Below are 25,981 nucleotides of genomic sequence, written 5' to 3'. Positions count from 1 at the left end.
CCTTCCTGGCCCGATCGCGATGCTACTCGCGCCCGCGGAGTGGCCCCAACGCAATTACACTCAGGGTAACGGGTCCGCCGCGCCGCGCCCGTTCGTGGCGACCGGGTCGGGCGGTCCGGCCAGCCGGTGCGTCCCGCCCGAGCCATGCCGGCCGGCCACTTCGCGCACGGCCCGGGTCGGGTACGCCCCGCCGTGGCCGCGTGTACCGCCGACCCCGTAGGGCCCGCCCACGCTGTACGGGCCGCCCACGCTGTACGGGCCGCCCACGCTGTACGGGCCGCCGACGGTGTACGGGCCGCCGACGGTGTAGACGCCGGGATCCGATCCGCCGGCTGCGTCCGGGTGGGCCGAACCCGCGGGGCCGGCCGAACCCGCGGGGCCAGCCGAGGCCGGCCCGGCGGGACGGGTCGGACCCTGCGGGTCGCCGTCCGGGCCGTCGGCGCCCGGGGCGGCATCCGGGTCGGCACCGGTTCCCGGTAGCCCGAGGTCGCGGCGCCGGATGCCACCGAGGACGGTGTCGACGATCTTCCCGATCCGGGTGCCGCTGACCTCGCGGTTGCCGCTCATGTACTGCCGATAGGCGACCGGGCCGACGAGCATGTCGACGATCAGGTCCACGTCGACGTCGGCGGCGAGCTCCCCCGAGTCGATGCCCCGGCGCAGCAGATCCGCCGCGCGCTGCCGGGACGGCTCGATCACCTTCTGCGAATAGGTGGCGAACAGCTCCGGGTGGGTGGACCGCTCCGCGGCGAGCTTGGGCAGGATGCGCCCGGACAGCGACTGGATGTTGTGCCGGCGCAGGGCGTTGAGCCAGGCCACGAGGTCATCGCGCAGCGAGCCGGTCTCGACGGCGTCGACGCTGTCGGCCAGCGTGTCCAGGGCGTCGACGATCAGGGCGTCCTTCGTCGGCCACCGCCGGTAGACGGTGGCCTTGCCGACGCCCGCACCGGTCGCCACCGCCTCCATCGACAGGCCGTTGAATCCGACGGTGGCCAGCTCGTGCAGGGCGGCGTCGAGGATCGCCTCGTCACAGCGGGGATCCCGCGGGCGGCCGGGAGAACGCGCGGCCTTCACCCCGGAGGGCACGCGGTCGGCCGGACGCCGGGGACGCGGGGGGCGCGCATCCGCAGTCGTCATCCGGCGCGCCTTCCGTCTGCTCCGCCATCCATCCCGTCACCACCGTGCCGATGCATCCGCATGGATAGGCCACCCGCCACCTGGTCGCGCCGTGTGTTCCTGCCGCATTTCAAGATCAGCATACGTGCCCCTCGGCCCAGACGCATCCGTTTGCCATGGCAGCGGCGTGGCGGGCGGTTCCATTCCGCCCGGGTGTGCACCGCGTACCGGTTTCGTCGTACCGGTTTTCTCGTACCGGTTTCGTCCGCTCGGCCCGGGGGCCCGACCGTGGCAGCATGGAGAGCACGCCGGGACGCCCAGCGCCCGGACGGACGCATCAGGAGTGCTCATGGATTCGTCAGGCACTGTCCGCAACCAGACACCCGACGACCACCCGCGACCCGCGGACTCCCCGGGCACGGCGGCGACGCTCTACGGCGCGCCGGCCGCAACCCGGCCGCCGCGCCGGTCGCGGTTCACGGTCCGCGACGTGGCGGCGGCGAAGAGCCGGGGCGAGAAATGGTCGATGCTCACCGCCTACGACTTCACCACCGCCACCGTCTTCGACGCGGCGGAGATCCCCGTCCTGCTTGTCGGGGACTCGGCCGCCAACGTCGTCTACGGCTACGACACGACCGTGCCCGTCACCGTCGACGAGCTGATCCCGCTCGTGCGCGCGGTGGTGCGCGGCGCGCCGCACGCGATGGTCGTCGCCGACCTGCCGTTCGGGTCGTACCAGGCCGGCCCGGAGCAGGCGCTCGCGACCGCCGTCAGGTTCCTCAAGGAGGGCGGCGCCCAGGCGGTGAAGCTCGAGGGCGGCGCGCGGGTCGCCCCGGCGGTCGCCGCGCTCGTCGGCGCGGGCATCCCCGTGATCGGCCATCTGGGCCTGACCCCGCAGAGCATCCACGCCCTGGGCGGCTACCGGGTGCAGGGCCGCGACGAGGCCGGCGAGGTCCTGCTCGCCGACGCGCTGGCGATCGAGGCCGCGGGCGCGTTCGCGGTCGTGCTGGAGGTGGTGCCCGCGGATCTCGCCGCGCGGGTCACCAAGGAGCTGCACATCGCCACGGTCGGGATCGGCGCCGGCGCGGACTGCGACGCGCAGGTGCTGGTCTGGCAGGACATGGCCGGGCTGAGCGGCGGGCACGTCCCCCGCTTCGTGAAGCGGTACGCCGACCTGCACACCGTGCTCGGCGACGCCGCGCGCACCTACCGCGACGAGGTACGCGACGGGCGGTACCCGACGATCGAGCACAGCTACTGACCGCCCGCTGACGTCGACGGCCCGTGGCCGGGCTGCGAGCGAGTGCGGTCCGGCCACCGGCCACCCGTTCGGCGGGCCGTATCCGGGCGTCGGGACCGTCGCGGCGCGCCGCGCCAGGCAGGCCCCGACGAACGGGCTCTCAGGCGCGGGCCAGCGCCGCCGCGAGCTCCGAGCGCGCCGCCACCAGTGACGGTCCGTACCAGGTCAGCAGGCGGCCGGGGACGCAGACCGCGGGCGCGGCGAATGCTTCGGGCCCGTCGGTCGGGCTGAAGGCGTACGGCTCGTCGGGCAGCACGACCAGGTCGTGCGGCGGTACGTGGGCCGGGTCGAACCGCGGGTAGCGCTGCGGCGAGTCCGCCAGCACGTTGTCCACCCCGAGGCGGCGCAGCACGTCGCCGGTGAAGGTGTCCCGCCCGACCGCCATCCACGGACGGCGCCAGATCGGCACCAGGGCACGGCGGCGCGGACCGGGGGGCACGGCGTCGGCGTCGGCCCAGGCCGCCCGGGCGGCGTCGAGCCAGCCGGGGCGCGGTAGGCCGCAGGCCAGCCGCAGCATCCGGTCGAGGCTGTCCAGAGCCGCCTCGACGGTGGTCGGCGCCGTCACCCACACCGCGAGCCCCGCCGCGCGCAGGGCGGCGAGGTCGGCCTCCCGGTTCTCCTCGGCGTTGGCACACACCAGGTCGGGGGCGAGCGCGACGATCGCGTCGACGTCCGGATTCTTCGTTCCGCGCACCCTGGTCACCGCGAGCCCCGGCGGATGGCTGCACCAGTCGGTCGCCCCCACCAGCAGGCCGGGGGCGGTGAGCGCGATCGACTCGGTCAGGCTGGGCACCAGCGAGACCACTCGGCCCACCGGAGCGGGGAGCCGCACCGGATGGCCGAGGTCGTCGAGGTGGGGCGCGCCGACGCCCGGCAGCGGCCCGGACGGCAACGGGCCGGGCTGCGTCGGCTCGGGCGGCAGCGGCTCCCCGGCGCCCGCGGGGCGTTTCATCCCGGCGTCCATGGCATCCCTAGCGTCGCGCGCGTTCCCGCCCCGGCCGGCGTCGCCCGCGCGGCTGTCAGACGTCGGTGATGCGCAGACCGGCGTGCGACTTGTACCGGCGGTTGACCGAGATCAGGTTTGCCGTCAGCGCCTCGACCTGGCCGGCGTTGCGCAGCTTGCCAGCGTAGATGCCGCGCATCCCGGGGATGCGCTCGGCGAGCGCGGCGACCAGGTCGGTGGCGGCCCGGTCGTCCCCGAGCACGAGGATATCGGTGTCGATCTTCGCGACCGACTCGTCGGCCAGCAGCACGGCGGAGACATGGTGGAAGGCGCCCACGACGGTGCTGTCCGGCAGGACGGCGGCGGCCTGCTGGGCGGCGCTGCCCTCGGGCACCGGCAGTGCGAAGGCGCCGCCGGAGTCGAAGCCCATCGGGTTGACGCAGTCGATGACGATCTTCCCTGCGAGCGGCTCCCGCAGCGCCTCGAGCGTCTCCCGGTGACCGTCCCAGGGGACAGCGACGATCACGACGTCGGCACGCTGCGCAACCGTTGCGTTGTCGGCGCCCTCGATGCGACGCCCGGGGCCGGCGAGCTTGGCTGCCGCCTCCTGGCCGCGCTCGGCCGACCGGGAGCCGATGAGAACAAGGTGGCCGGCCGCGGCAAAGCGCAGGCCGAGGCCGCCGCCCTGCGGGCCGGAGCCGCCGAGGATGCCGATCGTCAGTGCGGGGACGTCCGGGAGAACGCGATCAGTCGAAGTCACCCTGTCATCCTGCCCGATTGGGCCGTTCGCCGCGCGAATCGCATGACGGCTCGTGAATCAGTTCCCGGGACATTCCCGAACGGTGGGAACCGGGACGTTCACCCTCCGGCGCGACGTCCGGCCACGAGCCCACCCCCTCGCGGACAGCCGAGGGCAATGGGGGACTATGCATGAACAACGGGACAGCTACGTGTCTGATTCACCCGCGCCCAGCCGGTCAGGACCGTGGCCGGACCCGACGGGCCTCACACACGTCGCTACCGGCAGAGGAGCAGCGCACGTGACTGACAGCTACAACTCCTGGACCACCACCATAGGTGAGCGAACGCATACGCCAAGCGAGACCGGTGGCGCCCCCGGCAACCCCGGGCGTGCATTGGTCACAGATGGGCCGTACCGTTCCGTTCCACACGCATCGAGCAGATCTTCCGAGTCAGGCGAGAGAGGTCGAGCAATGGCGGACGTATCGGTTCGCTTCGCGATGACGAACGACAGCGAAGTGGTGCTGAACCTATCGCTGCCGCAGGCACTGCGCCTGATGGAAGCGATCGCGCGCAAGGTGGGCGAGACCCTGGCCGAGCGCAGCACGCAGGCGGTCGGCGGGGTCGGCGGGGTGCCGACGTCGGCGCCGTCGAACGGCATGCCGAGCCTGGGGCCCTACACCCCGTCCTGAGCGGCCGGCTCCAGCCCGCGCGGGTCCCGGACGGCGGTGGGAACGCCCACGATGCCGTACCGCCCGAACGGGCAACGACCGGCGCGGCCACGGCGGCGCCGGTCATACAGGAACGCGGACACGTGCGGATGCCTCGGCCCGCGCGCGAGGCCCGCACCGGCGGCGCCAGCGCGGCCGCTGCGCCGGACGGGACAGCAACGGCCAGACAGCAACGGCCAGACAGCAACGGCCGTCGGGGCACCGGGGGGAACGCCCGGCCGAGATCCGACAGGCTCTCGGGACGCCCGCCCGCAGGCGGGATCGCTCAGTGCCGCGGGGTGGGCCCGACGAAGCCGGCCTGTCCCTCACCCGCCGGCCGGGCGCCCGGGATCCATCCGCCGCCGGCACCGGGCCGATCCGTGCCCAGCGCCCGGGGATGTGACGTCGCGTACACCTCCCGTAGTCGGTCCACCGTCACCAGTGTGTAGATCTGGGTCGTGCTGACCGACGCGTGCCCCAGCAGTTCCTGGACGACCCGGACGTCGGCTCCCCCGTCGAGCAGATGGGTGGCGAAGGAATGCCGCAGCACATGCGGTGAGACCCCGTCGACCCCGGCCTGGGCCGCCGCGGTACGCAGCACCGTCCACGCGCTCTGCCGGGACAGCCGGTTGCCGCGCCGGGAGAGGAAGACCGCCGCCCCCGAGCGCGGCCCCGCGAGGCTCGGCCGGCCCGCGCGCAGGTAGTCCGTGAGCGCGGCGGTGGCGTACCGGCCCAGGGGCACGATCCGATCTCGGCCGCCCTTGCCGTGCAGCCGCACCGCCGCGGCCTCCAGGTCGAGCTCGTCGACATCCAGCCCGACCGCCTCGGAGATCCGCGCACCGGTCCCGTAGAGCAGCTCCAGCAAAGCCGAGGCACGCAGCCTGCGGACCGCCTCGGTGGGCTCCACCGGCGCCGGATCCGCGGCCCTGTCGGCTGCCCCCGCCACCCCCGCCTGCGGGGTGCCCGCGGCCGCGGCGAGCACCGCGGTCACCTGGTCGACGGTGAGCGCCTTGGGCAGCTTGCGGGGCGGCGTCGGCGGGCGCACCGGCCGGGACACGTCCTCGCTCACGTCCCCCTCATCGGCGGCGAAACGGTGCAGCGAGCGCACCGCGACGAGCATCCGCGCCACCGAGGCCGCGGCGAGCGGCGGATGCGTGTCGTCCCCGGCGCGCAATGCGGCGGCGAAGCCGGCAACCTCCGCCTCACCGACCGCGTCCAACGAGCACAGGCCATGCGCCGACAGGTGGTTCAGGTAGCGGCGCAGATCGCGACGGTAGGCAAGGACCGAGTTCTGGGCGAGCCCCCGTTCGCCCTCCAGATGATGGAGATAGCGCGCGATGACGTTCCCCGGCGTGCCCCGCTGCGTGGGCGCGCCATGATCGAGGGCCTGGGCGGGCCCGCCGCCGGGCGGCGGCCCCAGCCGCACCGCCTCGACCGGCCCACCCGCCGCGGCGGGTGGGCGTATCCGGGATGCCCGGTCGCCGTCGGTGACTCCCATCATCGAACTGATAGTAGGACCTGCCCACCGTTCTCCGTTGGTGCCTATCCACATGCCGGGTTCCGGCGGCTATTCTGGCGACTTGTGCGGACGGACACCAGATCGTCACGCTACGCCGCACGGCTGGGGGTCGTCATCACCGCCGTCACGGCGCTCATCCTCCTGTCGGGCCTGGGCCTGCTCGCGGGCTGCGGCGGGGACCGCCACGAGCCCGCCGGTGCCGCCGTCCCCGCCCGCCCGGGCGCGGCGGCCGGTGACCCTTCCGCCGCCGGCACCGGCGGCGCCATCGGCGCCTCGGCCCCGGCAGAGGGCCCCGACGACGCCCCCGCCGCGGCGGCCCGCACGGTCGAGGCGTACTTCCGCGAGATCAACGACGCCACCCTGGCCGGACGGCTCGCCAAGATCATGCCGACCGCCCTGGCCGGCTGCCAGCCGTGCGCTCTGGACGTCGGGGTGACCCGGTCGCTCCAACAGCGCGGCCTGCACGCCGACGCCGCCGCCTACCGGCTGAGCGACCTGTCCGCCGAGCCCAGGACCGGGCTCGTCGCCGCCGTGACCTTCACGCTGCACACCAGCACCGTCGGGCTGCTCGACCTCGCCGGGCGCCGCGCCGCCGACGCCCCCGGCGTGCCCACCCGGACTGCGACGGCCGAACTCGCCCTCACCCAGCACGGCTGGCGGATCCAGACCCTGCGCTACACCCCGGGGCCGGCATGACGGTCCCGCAGGCACCCTCGGACCCCCCCGCCGGCCGGCGGGCGCTCCCCCGGGTGGCGGTGCTCGCCGTCGCGGTTCTGCTGCTCGCGGGCCTCGGCGGCCTGCTGCCCAGCCCGGGGCTGCCGAGGCTGCCGGGGCTGCCCAGCGCCGGCCGCGCCGCCGCGGCTCCCGGCGACCAGACCCGGGTGCCCTGCGTCGGCGTGCTGTGGGGAAGCTGCGACACCCGGGCCACCGCCAACGGCTACCAGTACCGCTACCACGACGGGATGCTCGAACGGATCCCCGCCGGCGCCGACGGGGGCGTCACGAGGCGGGCCTCCTGCGGGCAGGACTGCCCGGACGACCCCGCCGCGGTCTGCGAACTGTACGAGCTCGTCGGCCCGGACCCGGCGATGACGCCCGCCGAGCGCGCCCAGTTCGACCAGACGATGGCCGGGTGCAACAACTACCTGCTGCCCGACAACGCGGTGCCGCTCGCGGCCGTGCGGGCGGCACTCGCCGACTACCTGCGCGACAAGCTCCTGCCGAAACCGTCGATCGTCATCGCCCCGTCCGGGCGCAGTTTCGCGAACCTGGCGACGATCCTGTACACGCCCGTGCCGGAGTCGTACACGTTCAACGTCGACCAGCCCGTGGTCGCCACCATCAGCGCGATCCCCCACTACCGCTGGGAGTTCGGCGACGGCGAGACCGGCCCCGACGCGCCCGGGCGGCCCTACGACTCGGCGATCTCGCCGCGCGACCATCCCGAGGCGTACGTGTCGCACGACTACGCCCGGCCGGGGCAGTACCAGGTGACCCTCACCGTGACCTGGGACGGAACGTTCACGCTGCCCGGCGTCGCGGAGGCGTTCCCACTGGACCCGGTGATCCTCGCCGCCGCGCAGGGCCTCGTCGTCAACGAGGCCGCCGGCGTGCTGGTCCACAACGACTGACCCGGCGGGCCGAAAGCAGTCCTCGTCAGCCGCTGTGGCCCGGCCGGGCCGACCAGGGCGCGTCGATCGGGCGCAGGCCGGCGAAGTCCTCCGCCCGGGCCCGCCCCGCCGCCAGCAGGCCGACGACCGCCATCGCGTTGGTGATCTCGCCGCGCAGGACCCTCGCGACGGCCTCGTCGAGGTCGATGCGCGCCAGTCCCATCTCGGCCTCCTCGTGCACCGGCACGTACCGCTCGGCCGCCGGGATCTCGTGCAGGTCCCGGGCCAGGAAGACCCGGTAGGCCTCGTCGGTCATCCCCGGCGAGGACCAGACGTCGACGAGCAGGTCGTACCGGTCGGCGCGTAGCCCGGCCTCCTCGGCGAGCTCACGGGCGGCGGCGACGGACGCCGGCTCCCCGGGCACGTCGAGGATGCCGGCGGGCAGCTCCCACAGCGGGCCGCCGACGGGATGGCGGTACTGGTGCACCATCACGACCCGGCCGCCGTCGTCGAGCGCGACCACGCCCACCGCACCGGGATGGACGACGACGTCACGCTGGGAGACGTCGCCCTCGGGCATGCGCACCTGGTCGCGACGGACGGAGATGATCCCCCCCTCGTAGGCGAGGGTGCTCTCGGTGACCTCGTAGCGGTGCGCGGCGGCGGTCACGGCGACACCAGGGCGGCCGTGCCGTTCGCGGCGGCCCCCGGGCGGGCACCGCCGGCACCGCGCCGACCGCCACCACCCCGGCCGGACGTGCCCCCTGCGCCCCCGGCATGCCCCGTGCCGGCGGCAGCCGGCGCCGCGGCGTCCTCGGCCCCTTCGTCGACGGCGGCCCCCTCGCCGACGGCGGCCCCCGCCTCGACTCGAACGCCGACGCCGACCGTGGCGGCGCCCGTCCGGGCCGCGTCCGGCGGGGTGGGCATGGCGGCGTCGGCAGCCGGCAGGTCGACGGGCAGAACCCCGCGGCGACGGTCGGCGTGCGCGATCGCCGCGGCGACGAGCCCCCGGAACAGCGGATGGGCCCGCGTCGGCCGGGACCGGAACTCCGGATGCGCCTGCGTGCCGACGTAGTAGGGGTGCACGTCGGCGGGCAGCTCCACGACCTCGACCAGCCGGCCGTCCGGCGAGGTGCCGGAGAAGACCAGCCCGGCGGCGGCGAGCCGCTCGCGGTAGTCGTTGTTGACCTCGTACCGGTGGCGGTGACGCTCGGCGACCTCCGGCGCCCCGTACTCGCGGCGGGCGACCGTGCCGGGGGCGAGCGTGCACGAGTACAGGCCGAGGCGCATCGTGCCGCCCATGTCCCTGGTGCCGGCGACGACCTCGTGCTGGTCGGCCATCGTGGAGATCACGGGGTGCGGGGTGTCGGCCACGAACTCGGTGGAGTTCGCCTCGTCGAGGCCCGCGAGCCCGCGGGCCGCCTCGATGACCATGCACTGCAGGCCCAGGCAGATCCCCAGGGTCGGCAGGCCGTTCTCGCGGGCGTGGCGCAGCGCGGTGAGCTTGCCCTCGATGCCGCGGACCCCGAAGCCACCGGGGACGATGATCCCGTCGACCCCGTCGAGCAGGGCGGCCGTCTCCTCCGGCGAGGAGCACTCGTCCGAGGTGATCCACCGCAGGTCGACTCTGGTGTCGGTGGCGAACGCGCCGGCCCGCAACGCCTCAGTCACCGACAGGTAGGCGTCGGGCAGGTCGACGTACTTGCCGACGATCGCGATCGTCGCCGAGTTCGCCGGATGATGCACCCGGCGCAGCAGGGTGTCCCACTCGGTCCAGTCGACGTCGCGGAACGACAGCCCCAGCCGGCGCACCACGTAGGCGTCGAGGCCCTCCCGGTGCAGCACCCGGGGGATGTCGTAGATCGAGCTCGCGTCCGGCGCCCCGACGACCGCCTCGTCGTCGACGTCGCACATCATCGCGATCTTCTTCTTCAGCGCGTCGGGCAGCGGCCGGTCGGAGCGGCAGACCACCGCGTCCGGCTGCAGGCCGATGCTGCGCAGCGCCGCCACCGAATGCTGCGTCGGCTTGGTCTTCAGCTCCCCCGACGGACCCAGGTACGGCACCAGGCTGACGTGGACCGTCAGCGCGTTGTCCCGGCCGACCTCATGGCGCACCTGGCGGATCGCCTCCAGGTAGGGCAGCGACTCGATGTCGCCGACGGTGCCGCCGACCTCGGTGATGACCACGTCGACGCTGTCGTCGGCGAGCCGCCGGATCCGGTCCTTGATCTCGTCGGTGATGTGCGGGACGACCTGCACCGTCTGGCCGAGGTAGTCGCCACGGCGCTCGCGGGCGATGACCGCCGAGTACACCTGGCCGGTCGTCACGTTCGCGCTGCCGTCGAGGTTCACGTCGAGGAACCGCTCGTAGTGACCGATGTCGAGGTCGGTCTCGGCTCCGTCGTCGGTGACGAACACCTCGCCATGCTGGAACGGGTTCATCGTGCCGGGATCGACGTTGAGATAGGGGTCGAGCTTCTGCATCGTGACCCGCAGTCCGCGAGCCTTGAGAAGCCGCCCGAGGCTGGATGCGGTCAGTCCCTTGCCGAGACTGGACGCGACCCCGCCGGTGACGAAGATGTGCTTCGTGACATGCACCTGGCCCACGTGAAACTCCCGTGGTCACGCCGCCGGTCCGGACCCGACGCCTCCACGGGACTTCACGGTAACACCTCCCCCGTGATGCGCCTCCGGCGCATCACGGGGACCCCGGGTCCCAGACGTCCGAGCGAGGTCTCGTCACATCGCCTTCGGCGATCCTCCTGGGCACACCACTCGGCGGCACCTCCGGCGCATCACGGGGACCCCGGGTCCCAGACGTCCGAGCAAGGTCTCGTCACATCGCCTTCGGCGATCCTCCTGGGCACACCACTCGGCGGCACCTCCGGCGCATCACGGGGACCCCGGGTCCCAGACGTCCGAGCGAGGTCTCGTCACATCGCCTTCGGCGATCCTCCTGGGCACACCACTCGGCGGCACCTCCGGCGCATCACGGGGACCCCGGGTCCCAGACGTCCGAGCAAGGTCTCGTCACATCGCCTTCGGCGATCCTCCTGGGTCCCACCGCCCGGGGTCTCCGACCCCTAGGGCGCTACGCAACGTAACGCTCACTCGGCGGGAGCCGGTTTCCTCGCCCTTCCAGGGGCCTCGGTGTCCGATTCGTCCCTCCGGAAGGGCAAGGAAGTTCGTGAGCGGGTGAGAGGGTGACAGAACGGATCGCCTCCGTGGATGCGGACGGGGATCGCGGTGCGGCGCGCGCGGTCGACGACGACGGGAACCGGCTGCTGGCGTTCGCCCCCGCGGATGGGGCGACGTGGGGGACGCGCCGATGCCTCTCGCCCTGGTCGCGCTGTGGCACGGCGACCTCCTGCTGGTCTTCAACCGCGTCCGCCGGTGCCGGGAACTACCAGGCGGCATGATCGACGTCGGCGAGACACCGCAGCAGGCGGCCCGCCGGGAGCTGAGCGAGGAGACCGGGTACGACGTGGACGAGCTCATCCTCAGCGGACGCCGACCACCTGGGTACCGGGGCCGTCGAGGACGGCCAGGTCGACGGGTCGGCGCCCACCGAGTCCGGCGAGCAGGCCGGTGCGCGGGCCGCGGACATCCGCCAGACCGTCCCGATCATCGGCTGCTGCCACCGCGAGAGGTTCTCCACCTGAAAGCGCGACAGAAGCCCGTTCGGCTCGACGTCGTGTTGACGGTCTCCCCCGACCAGGCAGCTCACGGGTCATACCAGAAGGTATCCGGGTTTCGGATCCGGAAAGCGCCGCCCCCTCGATCTGTGCATGAACTGATGACTCACGACACCGGGCCTTCTACCACACCAGAGTCCGCCGCTTCCGCCCATCCGAGCATCCGAGCAGAAGAGGCGGCGGGGGCCCGGGACCCCACAAAACGATGTTGACCGACCGCGATCGGTGCACAAAATTTCGCTAAATTTCCGAATCCGCCCCCCGCGGCGCCACCGCATCGGTAGCGTGTCCACCATGAAGCCCTTCGAGTTCGTCCGGGGCAGCGCACCCTAACATCGACGGCTTACGACTCCACGCCCTCGCCTCTCGATCCGAGTTTTGATCTCGGCACAGCCGAGCCGATCCAGACAAAGGCTCGCGCTATCTATGCACCTTCACCATCGGTCGTTTCACTGACGGCCCGGGACGGCATGACGAGCCGACTTCCTGACCGCTTGTTCACCGGCGGCATCGCCTGTTCCCTCTTTGAGCGGCGCGGCGACAGAACACGGCGCCGTGACGGACTGGCACAGGCTGCCACTGTTGTGACGCGCGCTTTTTGCGCGCCGTATGGCTGCACCGTCTCGAATCCTCACGAGAAGGGGTCCTGACCATGTCCACCCTGCTGGCCTACACGCTTGTCACCGATCCGGCGCCGTTGGAGACGTCGACGACTGGGCAGGCCGCGCCCTCCCAGGGAGCGGTGTATCTGCTCGTCTCCAACGTCGATCATCCGCAGCCCGTGAACTGGCGCACCATCGAGGTGGGCGTACCCGTCGGGACCGGTGCCACCGACCTCACGACGAACCCCACCGCGATCACGCCGAGGATCGACAACGTGACCGGGCCGACGTTCACCTGGCAGGGCGCCCAGAAGGTCTTCCGCGCCACGGCGCACAGCAACGGCAGCCCTCGCCCGCTGGCCAGGGGCGAGTCCATGGTGCTGGTACTCGCGGACATCCCGGTCAACACCGCCGAAGGCGTGGTCGCCCTGACGATACGGGAGAACGCCGCTCTCGGCGGCGCGCAGGCGGTGAACCGCAACACCATGCAGGGCCTGCTGAAGAAGGCACCGAAGAAGCTTCCCGTGCCGGACCTCCCGCGCAACTTCCGCCCGCAGAAGTCCCTGGTGCAGACCGGCTCGGACATCGTCCTGCTCTGGGACGGGCGCGACGACCTCGACTACCGGATCGTCCTCCCGGACGGCTCCGAACAGACCGCCAGCAAGGGCCAGTGGTCACCCGCCGCGGGCACCGCCCCGCAGCGAGGCGCCACCTACACCCTCGTCGTCTCCGACGGCACGCAGAAGTACTACCTCACCACCACGGTTGACGTGCGCAGTCCCACGTTCGACGCCCTCACCCTGACCGGTCAGCTGACCGCCACCGGCGGAACCGAGACGCCCTGGGTACGGGGGAACACGGCCGGCAGAAAGAGCGCCGTCACGTTCACCGACGACGGGGTGGACATCAGTAACAACGCCGGCCAGTCGGGTGTACTCCACGCCGAGAAGGCCGCCGTCACCGGCATCAACACCAGATGGGTACAGGGCCCGAACACCACCGACGGATGGATCGACTTCACCCAGGACGGCGTAAACGTCAAAAATGGCGACGACAAATGGGGAATCCTCCACGCCGACAAGGCCGACGTCACCGGCATCAACACCAGATGGGTACAGGGCAGGAACACCACCGACGGATGGATCGACTTCACCCAAGACGGCGTAAACGTCAAAAACGGCGACGACAAATGGGGAATCCTCCACGCCGACAAGGCCGACGTCACCGGCATCAACACCAAATGGGTACAGGGCAGGAACACCACCGACGGATGGATCGACTTCCCGCCGCACGGGGTGTGCGTGTGGCAGAACGGGAAGCACGAGCGGGGAACCGTGCGGGCGGACTAGCTCCGCACATTAGCGGGCCCGAGGCGAATCGTGGATGGGGCGTATGCCTGGACCGACCGCCGCGCCGATCGTGTTGACCGCCGACGAGCGGGAGGTGCTGGAGGACTGGGCGCGGCGGTCGGGAAGGGCGCGCAGCCTGGCGCGGCGGTCCGCATCGTGCTGGCCTGCGCCGAGGGCGGCACGAACGGGCAGGTCGCCGCCCGGGTCGGAGTGTCGGCGGGGAGTAGGGCACCGGTCCGACGTTCAGCTCGCGCAGGGCGTCGAGGACGGACGTCTCGGGATCACGCGTCCACAGTGAGTACTCGCTCTGGACCGCCGCGATCGGGTGCACGGCGTGCGCCCGCCACAGCAACGCGCCATCGACCTCGGACAGCCCGAGGTGGCGCACCTTGCCCTGCGCGACCAGCCCGGCCATCGCCCCGACCGTCTCCTCGATCTCGGCGGTCTGCCGGCTGCCGGTGCAGGTAGTAGCTGTCCTGATCACCTCGCCATGGACGCAGAACCGTGGCTTGAAGCCCTACGGGCGGGCCTTGTCGGCGGCGGCGGCGGCGAGGAGTTCCTCGGCGTGGCCGCGGGCCAGGGTGCTCTCCTCCTGGCCGGCGAGCATCCGGGACAGCTCGCGGACGCGGCCGGCGTCGTCGAGGGTGATGACGCCGCTGCGGGTGACCGAGCCGTCGTCGGCCTTGTGGACGACGAGGTGGCGGTCGGCGAACGCGGCGACCTGCGGCAGGTGGGTGATGCAGATGACCTGGTGAGTGCGGGCGAGGCGGGCGAGGCGGCGGCCGATCTCGACGGCGGCGCGCCCGCCGACGCCGGCGTCGACCTCGTCGAAGACCATCGTGGAGCCGGCGTCGTCGGCGGCGAGGACGACCTCGATGGCGAGCATCACCCGGGACAGCTCGCCGCCGGAGGCGCCTTTCTGCACCGGCCGGGGCGGGGCACCGGGATGCGGGATGAGGCGCAGCTCCACGTCGTCGACGCCGGCCGGGCCGAAGGCGACGCGCCGGTCGCCGACGGGCAGGCCGGCGGGATCGTCGCGCTGCGCCACGGCGGCCTCGACCCGGGCGCGGGGCATCGCGAGGCCCGCCAGTTCGGCGGCGACCGCCTCGCCGAAGCGAGCCGCCGCCGCCGACCGGGCCTCGCTGACCGTGACGGCGAGGCGGGCGAGCTCGGCGGTCAGCTCGTCGCGGCGGGCCGTGAGAGTCTCGACGCTCTCGCCGGCGCCGTCGAGCTCCAGCAGCCGGCGGCCCGCCTGGTCGGCCCAGGCGAGCACGCCGTCGATGTCGGTACCGTGCGCGCGGGTCAGGCCGGTCAGCGCGGCCTTGCGATCCTGGGCGTCGGCGAGGCGCTCCGGGTCGGCGTCGATGCTCTCCGCGTAGGAGGCGAGGTCGGCGGCGACGTCGGTGAGCAGCATGCCCACCTCGGTCAGCCGGGCGCCGAGCGCGGCGAGATCGGCGTCGAGGTCGGAGTCGACGGCGATGACGCGGCGGGCGGCGGAGACGAGGTCGACGGCGCCGGGTTCGTCGGAGCCGGACGCGGGGTCGCTGATCAGCGCCGCATGCGCCGTGCGGGCGGCGCGGACGAGCGTCTCGGCGTGTTCGAGCTTCGTCAGCTCCGCGTCGAGGGCCACGTCCTCCCCCGGCGCGGGTTCGACCCGTTCCACCTCGGCGAGGCCGATCCGCAGCAGCTCGGCCTCCTGCTCGCGTTCCCGGGACCGTTCGGTGACCTCCGCGAGCGCCCGGGTGGCCCGGTGCAGCTCCGCGTAGACCACGCCGTAGCGGGCCAGCGGCCCCGCGACGGCGTCGCCGGCGAAGCGGTCCAGCGCCACGCGCTGCGTGGACGGGCGCAGCAGCCGCTGCGCCTCGGACTGGCCGTGCACGGCGATGAGGTCCTCGGCGATCTCCGCGAGCAGGCTCGCCGGCACCGAGCGACCCGCCACCTGCGCCCGGGACCGCCCCTCCGACGTCAGCGTCCGCCCGACGACCAGGACGGCGCCGCCGGGATCGTCGTCGAGGTCGCCGCCGACGTCGCGGACCCGCTCGGCGATCGCGGAGTCCGCCGGGATGACCAGGCGCCCCTCGACGAACGCCCGCTCCACCCCCGGCCGGACCAGGCCGTAGTCGGCCCGGCCGCCGGTGAGCAGGCCCAGGCCCTGCACAATCATCGTCTTGCCGGCGCCGGTCTCCCCGCTGACCACGGTCAGGCCGGCGGCAAGATCGAGGGCAGCGTCGTCGATGACCCCGAGGCCGCGGATGCGAATCTCCTCGAGCACGCCCCGAACTCTAGCCGCCTCACCGGATCCGCCGATATCGTCCGCCGACATCCCTCGGCCGACATCACCTCGACCCCCCTCCCTCGACCGACATCACCTCGACCCACATCGATGACCGCAACGCCGACGATCGGCGCCGGAAGGCTGACATCGGCGCACCCGCCGGCCGCGTAGTCGGCGGGACGGGCCCCGCGGCCGGCGGCGCGGGGGCACGCTCAACGCTCGTTGCGGCCCCGCCAGCCCGCCACGGGCAGGTCGAACTTGGCGACGAGCCGGTCGGTGAACGGCAGCGGGTGCACCACGGCGAGGCGCACCGGTCGCCGCCCGCGCACGACCTCGACCCGCGACTCGGGCGGCACCTCGACGAGACGCCGCCCGTCGCAGTAGAGGATGCCGGGCACCGGCTCCAGGATCTCCACGGCGACGGTGGCGCTCGGCGCGAGCACGAGCGGGCGGGCGAACAGCGCGTGCGCGCTGATCGGGGCGACGAGCAGCGCCTCGACCCCCGGCCACATCACCGGGCCGCCGACCGAGAACGCGTACGCCGTCGACCCGGTGGGCGTCGAGCAGAGCACCCCGTCGCAGCCCCACCGGGACAGCGGACGACCGTCGATCTCCAGGACGCATTCCAGCATCCGCGCCCGTTCGGCCTTCTCCAGCGACATCTCGTTGAGCGCCCAGCCGGAGTAGGTGACCTCGCCGCGGCGGCGGACCGTCACATCGACGGTCATCCGGTCCTCCACCGTGTAGTCCTTGCGGACGATGTGGTCGATGGTGGACTCCAGCGCGTCCGGTTCGGCCTCGGCGAGGAAACCGACGTGCCCGAGGTTGACGCCGATGAGCGGGACGTCGGCGCCGCGGGCGAACTCCGCGCCGCGCAGCAGGCTGCCGTCGCCGCCGAGGACGAGCACGAGCTCCACCCCGACCGCGGCGTCCGCGTCGTGGGCGACGATGCTCGCGCCGGTGAGGTCGAGCTGCTCGGCCTCGTCGCGCAGCACCCGCGGCGACACCCCGGCGGCGGCCAGCCCCTCGATCACCCGCTGGGCGCTCTCCCGCACGATGGAGCGGCGCGGATGAGTGACGACGAGGATCTCCCGCGTCATGCCGGACGCTCCGGTCGGCTCCCGGCGGGACCGGCCTCGACGGCGCGGTCGAGCTCGGCGTCGTCGAGCGGCGGCGCGCCCGCGGCGAGCCAGAGCAGGTACTCCACGTTGCCGGCGGGGCCGGGCAGCGGGCTCGCGGTCACCCCCCGCACGCCGAGGCCGAGGCCACCCGCCGCGGCCGCGACGTCGCGCACCGCCTCGGCGTGCAGCGCCGGATCGCGGACCACGCCGCCGGCGCCGAGCCGCTCCCGACCCACCTCGAACTGCGGTTTGACCAGGAGCACGAAGTCGGCGTCCGGCGCCGCGCACCCCCGCAGTGCCGGCAGCACCAACCGCAGCGGGATGAACGACAGATCGCCGACGACCAGCTCGACCGGCTCGCCGACCTCGGCCGGGGTCAGCGCGCGGGCGTTGACCCGGTCGAGCACCCGCACCCGCGGATCCGAGCGCAGCCGCCACAGCAGCTGGCCGTAGCCGACGTCGACCGCCACGACCGACGCCGCGCCGTGGCGTAGCAGCACGTCGGTGAAGCCCCCGGTGGACGCACCCACGTCGAGGCAGCGCCGCCCGGCCACCGCCAGCGGCCGGCCCGAGGCCGCCCCGGCCGGTGGGGTACGGGCCACGCCATCCGCATCCGCGCTGGGATCGGCGTCGCCGCCCGCGGACGGCTGGGCGTCGGGGGCCGCGGGATCGGCGTCGAAGGCGGGAACGCCGAACGCGGCGAAGGCGCCGAGCAGCTTGTGCGCGCCGCGCGAGGCCCAGCCGGGATCGTCGCTCTCGGACACGGCGATCGACGTCGAGCCGTCGACGACCGTGGCGGCCTTCGTTGCCGGGATGCCGCCGACCAGCACCCGGCCGGCGCTGATCGCGGCCACGGCCTGCTCGCGCGAGCGGGCGAGGCCGCGCCGGACGAGCTCGCTGTCCAGACGTACGCGACGGGACACCACGCCCCCTGCCCGACTCACCGGACCGGCCGGACCGGACCCGGCCGTGGCTGCGCCCGATCGGCCTCGGCCGCCGCGCCGCCGCCCGACCCGTCCAGGTCGGCCAGGGCGTCGGCCAGTCGGCGGTTCATCTCCTCGAAGACCTCCACATGTGCCGACGTCGCCACGACGTCGAGGGTGTCCAGCCGCACAAGCGCGTCCCGGATCTCGTCGGGCAGGTTCTCGGTGCTCACTCTGTCAGCCTCCCGCACTTTCCGTCGATGATGTGACGCCTCCCGCGCGACGTGGGTCATGCGACGTATCTCATGAGCCGCTGCGGGGCCGCCCACCGGGCGGGGACGCGCCGCGTGCCACGAGGGAGCCGTCCCTGGGGACACCTGCCGCCCCGGGGGAGGCACCATGGGAGGGCCCCCGCCGACGGGAGGCCCCGAACCGACGTGAAGGAGGCGGGATCCGCCGATGGCCGACAGGTCACAGTGTGAGTCCGCGTTCCGTACCATCGCCGCCCATCTGGACCGGCTCGCCGCCGAGGGCCGCCCGCCCCGAACCCCGGACCGCACGATCGTCTGCCGGATCCCGGATCTCGGAACCGCCTTCTCCGGCGAGCTGCGCGACGGCTGCCTGCGCGACGTCGGCGAGGGCCACCGCGACGACGCCCAGATCACCCTGACGGTGAACAGCGACGATCTGGTCGCGGTGACCGAGGGCCGGCTGTCGGTGCTGTCCGCCTGGACGAGCGGCCGGCTGAAGGTGGACGCGAGCGTGCGCGACCTGCTGAGGGTCCGCTCCCTGCTCTGACACGGTGCGCTCGCGCTGACAGGGTCGGCCGGGCAGCCGGATGCGCTCGCTGCGACGAGGTCAGGGCGCGGCGGCGGGTGCGGCCAGGTCCGCGCAGCCCTCGGGCCGCTGGGCCGCGATCGTGTGGACGGCGACGCCCGCGTCGGTGGCGGACCAGACCGCCGCGCACGCGGCCCGCAGCGCGTCGAGTCCGTCCCCCGCCTCCTCGCCCTCGCCGCTGTTGCCGTCGCCGCTGTCGTTGCCCTCGCCGTCCGCCGACCAGCTCAGCTCGCCGCCGTCGACGCGGGCGATCCACCCGCCGCAGCCGGCGGCGTGCTCCCCGGCGTCCGGCAGCGCCCGCACCGGCGGCGCCGGACGCAGCAGGCCCCGCAGGTCGGCGGCCAGGAAGGTCGGGCGGTGCGCAGGCGGCGCGGCGAGCAGCTCCGACGGCGTCGTGACCCCGGTGAAGACGAGCAGGGTCGGCGTCGACGACCGGTATCCGGCTTCGATGTCGGTGTCGAGCCGGTCCCCGACGATCACCGGGGTGCGGGCACCGCTGCGGCGCATCGACTCCCGGTGCATCGCCGCCTCCGGCTTGCCGGTCACCAGGGGCTCCTGGTCGGTGGCGGCGCGCAGGAACGCGGCCACGGCGCCGTTGCCGGGGGCGATGCCGCGCTCGGTCGGCACCGTCCGGTCGGCGTTGCTCGCGACCCACCAGGCGCCGGCCCGGATCGCGTAGGTCGCCTCGGCCAGGCGGGCGTAGGTGAGGTCGGGGTCGAACCCCTGGACGACGGCCCTCGGCGCGTCCTCGGCGGAGTCGACCGGGGTCAGCCCCTCCTCGGTGAGCGCCTGGCGCAGCCCGCGCCCGCCGAGCAGGAGCACCCGGGCGCCGGCGGGCAGCCGTTCGGCGAGCACGTGCGCCGCGGCCTGCGCCGAGGTGACGACGTCCGCGGCCCGCGCCGGCACGCCGAACCCGGTCAGCCGGGCGGCGACCTCCGCCGGCGGGCGCAGGGCGTTGTTGGTGACGTAGACGGTGCGCAGGCCGCGCCGGCCCGCGGCGGCGATCGCCTCCGGGGCGTGTGGCACCGCCGATCCCCCGCGGTTCACCACGCCGTCGAGGTCCATCAGGGCGACGTCGAAAAGCTCGGCGAGCGGCCGGTCCGTGCCGCGCAGCGGGCCGGACCCGGCCGCGTCGCGGGGCCCCGCCACCAGGGCGGCGGTGAGATCTGAAGGCACGGCGGGCTCTCCCGGAGTCGTGCTGGTCGCGGGCCTGCCGGCCGCGGGGGACGGCGGCGCCGGGACGTCCCCGGCAGCCGATCGGGTCATGCCCGGGCCAGGGCCGCACGGGCGCCACGCAGCGCGACCCCGTAGTGGCGGATGTCCGGGCGCATCGCCACCGCCAGCGCGAGGTGCTCGACGGCCGCGCGAAGATCGCCGATCTTGCGCGCGGACAGGCCGAGGCCGAACTGCGCGTAGTCGTCGGTGGGGTGACGGTCGACGATCCAGGCGAAGGTCTCCCGGGCGGCGACGTACTGGCCGGCGGTGAACTGGGCCCGGCCCAGCGCCTCGCGCACGCTCGGCGAGGCCGGTTCGGCCGCGACCGCGTGCGCGAGCAGCTGCACCGCGGCATTGGCATCCCCCTGGCCCAGCAGGGCCATCCCGCGGGTGTACCAGTCGTAGACCTCGCCGGCAGGCCCCTGGCGGGCGGCGTCGGTCGGCACGGCGTCGGTCGGCACGGCGTCGGTCGGCACCGGGCCGACCGGGTCCGGGCCGCGAGCTGAAGCCCAGGCGGGCACCTCGTCCGGAGTCTCTCCCGGGCGGCCGGTCTCGTCGACCATCTTCACCTCCACGACGTGGACGAACACCTGACGCTGTGCCGGAGGGGGCGCCCCGCGCGTCCCTGCGCGACGGACCGCTCCGCGGTAGGCCGCTGCCCGGTGGTCCGCCGGCGTGCGCCCTCCCCCGGCGAGGATCTCCGCGAGGATCGTCCCTCGGCGAGCACTGCCCCCGCCGCGCAACGCCGCACCGCGAACCCGCCCCTTCGAGCCAACACCACCGCAGGCGGAATCACTCCGGACGACCCCACCGCGCCCGGCAGGCGCACCGTCCAGGATCTCCGGGCAACGGGAATCACGCTTCGTAATCACTCCTCTCACCAGCGAGGATGGCGGCACTCCCGGTTCAAGTGTCGCCGCAAAGGCCGCCAGGACGCCCCCGGATCGGATAATGATCACTTCCAGTGGCCCGCGACCTCACCGTCACGACCGGACACACCACGCGCTGCGGTCACCGCGGCCGCGACGGGCGGTTGGCGGCGACGCCCACCAACGGGCCCCGCCGGCGCCACCACCCGGCGGGCGAACCCCCGGGTGGGCCGGATGGCAGCGGCCGGGTCCTACGATGCGGCCCATGGTGCACGCCGATCAGCCCGTACCCGTTCCCGCGGGACTTGTGCTCGTCCCGTTCCGGGCGGCGCGCTTCCCCGCCTCAGGGCCGGCCCTCGCCGCGCTGACCTCGCCGCCCTACGACGTCGTCGACGGCGTCGAACGCGCCCGGCTACAGGCCCGCGACGCCCACAACGTGGTGCGGCTCATCCTGCCCGGCGACGACTACGACGCCGCCGCCCGCACGCTGCAGGAATGGCTCGACGGCGGGGTGCTGCGCCGGGATGAGAAGGCATCCGTCTACGTCTGCGAAGAGGAGCAGGACGGCCACGTCCAGCGGGGGCTGATCGGCGCCGTCGCGCTGGCCGACCCGGAGGCGGGGATCATCCTGCCGCACGAGAACACCATGGCGGGACCGGTCTCGGACCGGCTGGCGCTGACCCGTGCGACCCGCGCCAACCTGGAACCGATCTTCCTGCTCTACTCCGGCGGCGGCGAGACCAGCCGGGTGGTCAGCGCCCTGGTCGCGACTCCCCCGCAGGTCGAGACGACGACCGATGACGGGGTGACGCATCGGCTCTGGGCGATCGACGACCCCGCGGTGCTCACCGCCGTGGCGGCCGACCTGCTGCCCCGGCGGGCCGTCATCGCCGACGGGCACCACCGCTACGCCACCTACCGGCACTACCAGGCGGAGCGGCACGCCGCCGGGGACGGCTCGGGCCCGTGGGACTTCGGGCTCGCCTTCCTGGTCGACGCGACCGTCTCCGGCCCGCAGGTGCATGCCATCCACCGGGCGGTGACCGGGCTGGGGCTCGCCGACGCGGTGCGCCGGGCCGCCGCCGAGTTCACCGTCCGCAGGCTCGCCGGCCCGGACGTCGCCGGCCTCGACCCGGCCGGCGCCGGTGCGCAGCCGGCCGGCGAGCCCGGGTCTGCGCAAGGCTCCGCCGCCGGGTGGCCGGGTGGCGGCGTCGACCCGGACCACCTGCTCGACGAACTGGCCGAGGCAGGTCAGGGCGGGCACGCCTTCGTCGTCACCGACGGCACGTCCGCCTACCTGCTCACCGAGCCCGCCGCGGCGCTGCTGGCCCGCAGCCTGCCGGCGGACCGCTCGGCGGCCTTCCGTCGCCTCGACGTCACCGTCGCCCACCTGGCGCTGATCGTGGACGTCTGGGGACTCGCGGACACGGTCGGCGTCGTGGACTACCACCACGATGCGCCGGCCGCGATCGCAGCCGCGGCCGCGGCCGGCGGGACCGCGCTGCTGCTCAACCCGACCCCGGTCGGGGATGTGACCGCGGTCGCCGAGGCCGGGGAACGCATGCCCCGCAAGTCGACGCTGTTCACCCCGAAGCCGCGCACGGGCCTCGTCCTGCGCCCGCTGGACGCCTGACCAGTCCGACTGCCCTCTTCCTAGGCCGTCTTCCTAGCCACATCGCGCTTCCTAATCGCGCTTCCTAGCCACATCGCGGCCACCTCGTGCCGAGTCCTGGACACGGTTTCGGACCCGAAAACCGCCTCCAGCCCTCGGCACGACTCTGTACCCACCTCATGACGGACCGGGTGACAGCCGGCGGTGACCCACAGCACCCGGACGGCGACGAGCGGGCGGCGGGCTTGCGGCGCGGAAGTCGGACCTACTCGTCCAGCTCACCCGGCGGCCCGCGGCAGGCCTCAGTCGGTCGGCTGCGCGTCCGGCGGCGCAGAGTCGAGATCAATGCCCTCCCGGGTGCCCCTACCCTCGACACGCACCTCTTCGACGCCCACTCCCCCGCCCTCGACGGAGTGCTCGGGCGCCTGGGTGCCGGGAACAGCGACGTCCAGATCAGGCACGTCCAGATCCGTGCTGCCCGAATCCCTGATGTCGCCGGGGTCGGCGACGCCCGAGGCCGGGGCATCGTCCGCGTTGGTGACGCCGGCGGAGTCCTCGTGATCCGTGGCCGCCGGCGAGGCGCCCAGCAGCTCCACGGCGGCGTTCACCGCCTCGGAGTCGACGTCCTCGGGCATCGGCTGGCCGGTGGTGATCTCGTAGGCGCGGGCGGCGGCGTCCGTCTCGCCGTCGTCGATGGCCGCGGCGGAGGTGAACCAGCGCGCCGCCTCCTCGGAACGGCCGGCGGCCAGCAGCGCCTCGGCGTAGGCGTACCAGAGCCGGGGGCTCCACGCCGCGGGCGCGCCCTTGGCGGTGGCGAGGTCGCGCAGCAGCACGACGGCGGCCTCCGGCTGGCCCAGGTCCCGGCGCGCCCCGGAGATCACGATCAGCATCTCGGCGCGGGCCGCCGGGTCAAGCTCGTCGACCTGCGGATCGCGCAGGTAGGCGACGGCCCGCTCGGGCCGGCCCAGGCCGCGCTCGCTGTCCGCCATCAACGGCAGGTTGTGCCCCGAACCGTCCATCCGCCGGGCGGCCCGCAGCTCGACGAGCGCCGTGGCGTACTCGCCGGCGTGGTAGGCGGCGATGCCGACCGCCTCGCGCACGGCGGGAAGCCGGGGTACCCGGTCGGCGGCGGCCCGCGCATGGGCGAGGGCCGCCGCCGGATCGTCGTCGAGCAGCAGCGCGGTCGCGACGAGATGGCGGGCGATGGTGTCCGCCAGATTGGCCGGCAGGCCCCGCAGCGAGCGGCGAACGTCGTGGTCGAGCATGTCCGCGCGGGCCTCGTCCGGCAGCGCCGGGGTCGGCACCCGGGGCCGCCGGCTGCCGACGTCGGTGCGTTCCGGCCGGGCGGCCCGATCCGGGCGGTCTGTTCGCCGATCGTCGGTACGGCCCGGTCCACCCGGCCTCCCGCCGCGCCCGAGGGTCCCGCGCCCCGCGGCGCCACGGGTGGCACCGTTGCCCCGCGGGCCCGGAGCACCGCCGCGTTCCCCACGGCCACCCGCGCCGGGAGCACCCACGCGGGGAGCACCCGCACCGCGTGCACCCGCACCGCGTGCACCCGAGTCGCGTGCACCCGAGCCCCGAGCACCCGAGCCCCGAGCACCTGAGTCGCGAGCACCAGAGCCGGCCCCGTCACGCCACGGCCGCTGCTCGCGCCGCTCGGAGCCGCCCGCCGCGGCCGCACCGGGCGGGGCGGCGGGCGCGTCGCGACGATCGGTGCCGGCAGCGGAGCCAGCGGGCTGCGTGCCTGCCGGGCGGCTGCCCGACCACCTGTCGGGACGGCCGTCGCGCGCCGACGGATCGCGGTCACGGGTCACACGCTCCCGGCCGCGGTCCCACGGCCGCTGTTCCTGACCTCGCTGTTCCTGCTGGGTGCGCTGGTCCTGGCCGTGGCGGGGTGGGCGCTCGCCACCGGCGACCCGCGGCCGCTCGGACGGCGCCCGGGTCCCAGCCGACGGCCGCTGCCCGGCGGTCCACGGCCGGGTCGCGGGTCCCCCGCGGCCCTGGCCGGCGTCGGTCCGCGACCACCCGCCGCGGCCGACGGCGCCCTCGGGACGCGTTGGCCGCTCGGCCTGCACCCGTCCGCGTGTCAGTCCACGGTCCGTCGGGCCGCGGTCCGGGCCGCGCCCGGCGCCGGCCGTGCCGTATCCGCGGGCGCTGCCATCACGACGCTCCTGGCGGTCGCGCGACTGCTCCCGCAGTGGGCGGCGCTCCGCGTCTGGTGCACCGGTGCGGTGGCCGCCGGTGGCAGCGCGCTCGCCCGGGGCGGGGCGGCCGCGACGGACCCGCCATGCCGACTCCGCGGTCATCCGTCCCGGAACCTGGCCCGCCCGGCCCACGCCACCCCCGCGGGCCGTCCCGCCGACCCGCCCATCCCCACTGGAACCCGACTCTCGGCGGGCGCCGGTGGCCTGGCGTCCACCGTCGGGACGGTCGTCACGGCGCCCACCGGCGCCGAACGATCCCCCGGCCCGCTGGCCGGCCGACCCGCGGTCGAAGCGGTCCGCACCGGCCGGCCCCCGTTCGCCCCGCGGCCGGTCGGCACGCGGGAAACGGGCGCTGCCGTCCGGACCACGGCCGGATCCGCCGGCAGCCCCCGGACGCCGGGCCGGCGAGTCGGTCCGCCCATACCCACCGCGGGTCCCGCCGCCTTCGCCGTCCGGGCGGTCGGCCCAGCGGCCGCCGGTCGGACGCTCGGACCGGCCTGGCGCGTCGGTCAGCCGCCGGAGCTGACCAGACCTGGCCCGCCCCGCGCCGCTGGCGGCATCGCCGGACCAACCACCGCGGGCGGGGCTCTGCCCCCGGGAGGCACCGGAGCGCGGCGCCCCCGACCGTGCCGGTGCCGCACCCCGCCCGGAGCCGCCCGCCGCACGATCACGGCTCGGGCCACCCGCGAACGCACCGTCCGGGCCCGACCGGCCACCACGCCGGGGGGCGGCGTCCCGCCCGGGCTCCCGGTCACGCCGCTGGGGCCGGTCGGAGGCGTACGGCACCGATGCGCCGCGCTCGTTCGCTCTGTCTTCCCTCGCCATGACCGGCCGTTCCCCTTCGTCCCGCATGCACCGCGGTCGGCGGCCGCGGATCTGATGTGTGCTGCGCCGGGAGGCCACGGACCCACCGGTCTGCTCCGACGCGGTCCGCCGCGGCGTCCGAGGAGACCTCGACGAGACTCTGGACGCGGATCCGCGGGATGGCGCAGCGGTGTCCACAGTACGGGGTATGCCCGATGACCTCGTCCTCAGCCGGGCGACGCCACCACGGCTGCGCCGCGTCCCGACGTCCCGACCGGCCGAGCCCTGAGCGCCACAGGAGGACCGGGACCCGATCGGATGCGCGCCGGAGATGTCCCCCCGGGCATAAAACAAGTGTGGGGTTGCCTGAAAGGCAACCCCACACTTTGTGTAAGTCCGGCGGCGTCCTACTCTCCCACACAGTCCCCCATGCAGTACCATCGGCGCTGAAGAGCTTAGCTTCCGGGTTCGGAATGAGACCGGGCGTTTCCCCTTCGCCAAAAACCACCGAAACACTATTCAACTATACAACCAGC

The 25,981-nt window shown here is 74.3% G+C and carries 21 protein-coding genes, 1 rRNA gene and 1 pseudogene; 8 read left to right on the top strand and 15 right to left on the bottom strand.

Translation table 11 applies throughout. The features are described 5' to 3' along the window. Nucleotides 1-60: 60 nt before the first annotated feature. Nucleotides 61-1,137 carry a TetR/AcrR family transcriptional regulator C-terminal ligand-binding domain-containing protein gene (locus tag FRAQA3DRAFT_RS30210; RefSeq protein ID WP_009742852.1) on the bottom strand — a complete coding sequence of 359 codons (1,077 nt, stop codon included), beginning with the start codon at nucleotides 1,135-1,137 and terminating at the stop codon, nucleotides 61-63. Between the two features lie 328 nt (nucleotides 1,138-1,465). Here FRAQA3DRAFT_RS30210 and panB point away from each other — a divergent pair, with 328 nt between their 5' ends. After that, a complete protein-coding gene (panB, locus tag FRAQA3DRAFT_RS30205) occupies nucleotides 1,466-2,377 on the top strand; it encodes a 3-methyl-2-oxobutanoate hydroxymethyltransferase (RefSeq protein WP_009742851.1) in 912 nt (303 codons plus the stop codon). A gap of 139 nt (nucleotides 2,378-2,516) precedes the next feature. Here panB and FRAQA3DRAFT_RS30200 read toward each other — a convergent pair whose 3' ends face one another. Both FRAQA3DRAFT_RS30200 and npdG read right to left on the bottom strand, forming a co-directional pair. Beyond that, nucleotides 2,517-3,368, bottom strand: coding sequence for a helical backbone metal receptor (locus FRAQA3DRAFT_RS30200; protein ID WP_232291827.1), 852 nt, complete (start codon nucleotides 3,366-3,368; stop codon nucleotides 2,517-2,519). Nucleotides 3,369-3,435: 67 nt separating this feature from the next. Beyond that, the gene (gene npdG, locus FRAQA3DRAFT_RS30195; protein WP_009742849.1) at nucleotides 3,436-4,119 is read right to left on the bottom strand and encodes an NADPH-dependent F420 reductase; all 684 of its coding nucleotides are present in this window, start codon (nucleotides 4,117-4,119) and stop codon (nucleotides 3,436-3,438) included. Nucleotides 4,120-4,573: 454 nt separating this feature from the next. Between npdG and FRAQA3DRAFT_RS30190 the strand changes: the two genes are divergently transcribed. Next, nucleotides 4,574-4,792 (top strand): hypothetical protein, encoded by a 219-nt coding sequence (locus FRAQA3DRAFT_RS30190; RefSeq protein WP_009742848.1) that lies wholly within the window; start codon nucleotides 4,574-4,576, stop codon nucleotides 4,790-4,792. Between the two features lie 304 nt (nucleotides 4,793-5,096). On the opposite strand, the gene FRAQA3DRAFT_RS30185 is transcribed toward FRAQA3DRAFT_RS30190, so the two are convergent. Then, complete coding sequence (locus FRAQA3DRAFT_RS30185) at nucleotides 5,097-6,308, bottom strand: site-specific tyrosine recombinase XerD (RefSeq protein ID WP_369809487.1); 1,212 nt, start codon at nucleotides 6,306-6,308, stop codon at nucleotides 5,097-5,099. 84 nt (nucleotides 6,309-6,392) lie between these two features. On the opposite strand from FRAQA3DRAFT_RS30185, the gene FRAQA3DRAFT_RS30180 reads away from it, so the two are divergent. Next, the gene (locus tag FRAQA3DRAFT_RS30180) at nucleotides 6,393-7,025 is read left to right on the top strand and encodes a hypothetical protein (RefSeq protein WP_009742845.1); all 633 of its coding nucleotides are present in this window, start codon (nucleotides 6,393-6,395) and stop codon (nucleotides 7,023-7,025) included. Further along, nucleotides 7,022-7,960: a PKD domain-containing protein gene (locus FRAQA3DRAFT_RS30175; RefSeq protein ID WP_009742844.1), complete on the top strand. Its 939-nt coding sequence runs from the start codon at nucleotides 7,022-7,024 to the stop codon at nucleotides 7,958-7,960. Before FRAQA3DRAFT_RS30180 ends, FRAQA3DRAFT_RS30175 begins: the two co-directional genes overlap by 4 nt. A 25-nt stretch (nucleotides 7,961-7,985) precedes the next feature. Here FRAQA3DRAFT_RS30175 and FRAQA3DRAFT_RS30170 read toward each other — a convergent pair whose 3' ends face one another. Both FRAQA3DRAFT_RS30170 and FRAQA3DRAFT_RS30165 read right to left on the bottom strand, forming a co-directional pair. Continuing rightward, the gene (locus FRAQA3DRAFT_RS30170) at nucleotides 7,986-8,609 is read right to left on the bottom strand and encodes an NUDIX domain-containing protein (RefSeq protein WP_009742843.1); all 624 of its coding nucleotides are present in this window, start codon (nucleotides 8,607-8,609) and stop codon (nucleotides 7,986-7,988) included. Further along, the gene (locus tag FRAQA3DRAFT_RS30165) at nucleotides 8,606-10,546 is read right to left on the bottom strand and encodes a CTP synthase (protein ID WP_009742842.1); all 1,941 of its coding nucleotides are present in this window, start codon (nucleotides 10,544-10,546) and stop codon (nucleotides 8,606-8,608) included. The genes FRAQA3DRAFT_RS30170 and FRAQA3DRAFT_RS30165 overlap by 4 nt, the downstream gene beginning before the upstream one ends. 721 nt (nucleotides 10,547-11,267) lie before the next feature. Here FRAQA3DRAFT_RS30165 and FRAQA3DRAFT_RS33905 point away from each other — a divergent pair. Beyond that, a complete protein-coding gene (locus tag FRAQA3DRAFT_RS33905; RefSeq protein WP_083873795.1) occupies nucleotides 11,268-11,846 on the top strand; it encodes an NUDIX domain-containing protein in 579 nt (192 codons plus the stop codon). Nucleotides 11,847-12,286: 440 nt separating this feature from the next. Beyond that, on the top strand, nucleotides 12,287-13,585 hold the full coding sequence (locus FRAQA3DRAFT_RS30155; protein WP_009742841.1) for a hypothetical protein: 1,299 nt from the start codon (nucleotides 12,287-12,289) through the stop codon (nucleotides 13,583-13,585). Nucleotides 13,586-13,802: 217 nt separating this feature from the next. Here FRAQA3DRAFT_RS30155 and FRAQA3DRAFT_RS37890 read toward each other — a convergent pair. From FRAQA3DRAFT_RS37890 to FRAQA3DRAFT_RS30135, 5 genes and pseudogenes are all read right to left on the bottom strand, one after another. Continuing rightward, nucleotides 13,803-14,061 (bottom strand): annotated as a pseudogene (locus FRAQA3DRAFT_RS37890) (aldo/keto reductase); the annotation flags it as partial. 41 nt (nucleotides 14,062-14,102) lie between these two features. Further along, nucleotides 14,103-15,857 carry a DNA repair protein RecN gene (gene recN / locus FRAQA3DRAFT_RS30150; RefSeq protein ID WP_035921732.1) on the bottom strand — a complete coding sequence of 585 codons (1,755 nt, stop codon included), beginning with the start codon at nucleotides 15,855-15,857 and terminating at the stop codon, nucleotides 14,103-14,105. A gap of 215 nt (nucleotides 15,858-16,072) precedes the next feature. Beyond that, nucleotides 16,073-16,960, bottom strand: a complete 888-nt coding sequence (locus FRAQA3DRAFT_RS30145) for an NAD kinase (RefSeq protein ID WP_009742839.1) — start codon at nucleotides 16,958-16,960, stop codon at nucleotides 16,073-16,075. After that, the gene (locus tag FRAQA3DRAFT_RS30140) at nucleotides 16,957-17,904 is read right to left on the bottom strand and encodes a TlyA family RNA methyltransferase (protein WP_009742838.1); all 948 of its coding nucleotides are present in this window, start codon (nucleotides 17,902-17,904) and stop codon (nucleotides 16,957-16,959) included. The genes FRAQA3DRAFT_RS30145 and FRAQA3DRAFT_RS30140 overlap by 4 nt, the downstream gene beginning before the upstream one ends. 17 nt (nucleotides 17,905-17,921) lie before the next feature. Further along, complete coding sequence (locus tag FRAQA3DRAFT_RS30135) at nucleotides 17,922-18,137, bottom strand: hypothetical protein (protein WP_009742837.1); 216 nt, start codon at nucleotides 18,135-18,137, stop codon at nucleotides 17,922-17,924. Nucleotides 18,138-18,363: 226 nt separating this feature from the next. Here FRAQA3DRAFT_RS30135 and FRAQA3DRAFT_RS30130 point away from each other — a divergent pair, with 226 nt between their 5' ends. Continuing rightward, complete coding sequence (locus tag FRAQA3DRAFT_RS30130; RefSeq protein ID WP_009742836.1) at nucleotides 18,364-18,702, top strand: alkyl sulfatase C-terminal domain-containing protein; 339 nt, start codon at nucleotides 18,364-18,366, stop codon at nucleotides 18,700-18,702. A gap of 60 nt (nucleotides 18,703-18,762) precedes the next feature. Here the strand turns inward: FRAQA3DRAFT_RS30130 and FRAQA3DRAFT_RS30125 are convergent, their stop codons facing one another. Together FRAQA3DRAFT_RS30125 and FRAQA3DRAFT_RS38315 are read right to left on the bottom strand one after the other, a co-directional pair. Beyond that, nucleotides 18,763-19,917, bottom strand: coding sequence for an HAD-IIA family hydrolase (locus FRAQA3DRAFT_RS30125; protein WP_009742835.1), 1,155 nt, complete (start codon nucleotides 19,915-19,917; stop codon nucleotides 18,763-18,765). A gap of 86 nt (nucleotides 19,918-20,003) precedes the next feature. Continuing rightward, nucleotides 20,004-20,519 (bottom strand): M48 family metallopeptidase, encoded by a 516-nt coding sequence (locus FRAQA3DRAFT_RS38315; protein WP_009742834.1) that lies wholly within the window; start codon nucleotides 20,517-20,519, stop codon nucleotides 20,004-20,006. Between the two features lie 562 nt (nucleotides 20,520-21,081). Here FRAQA3DRAFT_RS38315 and FRAQA3DRAFT_RS30115 point away from each other — a divergent pair. Continuing rightward, nucleotides 21,082-22,458 carry a DUF1015 family protein gene (locus FRAQA3DRAFT_RS30115; RefSeq protein ID WP_009742833.1) on the top strand — a complete coding sequence of 459 codons (1,377 nt, stop codon included), beginning with the start codon at nucleotides 21,082-21,084 and terminating at the stop codon, nucleotides 22,456-22,458. Nucleotides 22,459-22,739: 281 nt separating this feature from the next. On the opposite strand, the gene FRAQA3DRAFT_RS37880 is transcribed toward FRAQA3DRAFT_RS30115, so the two are convergent. Further along, entirely contained in the window at nucleotides 22,740-23,741 is a 1,002-nt protein-coding gene (locus FRAQA3DRAFT_RS37880; protein WP_009742832.1) for a tetratricopeptide repeat protein, read from the bottom strand. A gap of 2,098 nt (nucleotides 23,742-25,839) precedes the next feature. Next, nucleotides 25,840-25,957: ribosomal RNA gene (rrf, locus tag FRAQA3DRAFT_RS30105) — 5S ribosomal RNA — on the bottom strand. Between the last annotated feature and the right edge of the window lie 24 nt (nucleotides 25,958-25,981).

The organism is Frankia sp. QA3 (assembly GCF_000262465.1).
Classification (GTDB): Bacteria; Actinomycetota; Actinomycetes; order Frankiales; family Frankiaceae; genus Frankia.
This window is presented reverse-complemented; position numbering and strand designations above follow the sequence as displayed.

Bases quoted from the DNA above. Each gene is read 5' to 3' on its own strand.
- FRAQA3DRAFT_RS30210 (WP_009742852.1), bottom strand. From the start codon at position 1,137: ATGACGACTGCGGATGCGCGCCCCCCGCGTCCCCGGCGTCCGGCCGAC.
- panB (WP_009742851.1), top strand. From the start codon at position 1,466: ATGGATTCGTCAGGCACTGTCCGCAACCAGACACCCGACGACCACCCG.
- FRAQA3DRAFT_RS30200 (WP_232291827.1), bottom strand. From the start codon at position 3,368: ATGAAACGCCCCGCGGGCGCCGGGGAGCCGCTGCCGCCCGAGCCGACG.
- FRAQA3DRAFT_RS30190 (WP_009742848.1), top strand. From the start codon at position 4,574: ATGGCGGACGTATCGGTTCGCTTCGCGATGACGAACGACAGCGAAGTG.
- FRAQA3DRAFT_RS30185 (WP_369809487.1), bottom strand. From the start codon at position 6,308: ATGGGAGTCACCGACGGCGACCGGGCATCCCGGATACGCCCACCCGCC.
- FRAQA3DRAFT_RS30175 (WP_009742844.1), top strand. From the start codon at position 7,022: ATGACGGTCCCGCAGGCACCCTCGGACCCCCCCGCCGGCCGGCGGGCG.
- FRAQA3DRAFT_RS33905 (WP_083873795.1), top strand. From the start codon at position 11,268: ATGCCTCTCGCCCTGGTCGCGCTGTGGCACGGCGACCTCCTGCTGGTC.
- FRAQA3DRAFT_RS30155 (WP_009742841.1), top strand. From the start codon at position 12,287: ATGTCCACCCTGCTGGCCTACACGCTTGTCACCGATCCGGCGCCGTTG.
- FRAQA3DRAFT_RS30145 (WP_009742839.1), bottom strand. From the start codon at position 16,960: ATGACGCGGGAGATCCTCGTCGTCACTCATCCGCGCCGCTCCATCGTG.
- FRAQA3DRAFT_RS30130 (WP_009742836.1), top strand. From the start codon at position 18,364: ATGGCCGACAGGTCACAGTGTGAGTCCGCGTTCCGTACCATCGCCGCC.
- FRAQA3DRAFT_RS38315 (WP_009742834.1), bottom strand. From the start codon at position 20,519: ATGGTCGACGAGACCGGCCGCCCGGGAGAGACTCCGGACGAGGTGCCC.
- FRAQA3DRAFT_RS30115 (WP_009742833.1), top strand. From the start codon at position 21,082: ATGCGGCCCATGGTGCACGCCGATCAGCCCGTACCCGTTCCCGCGGGA.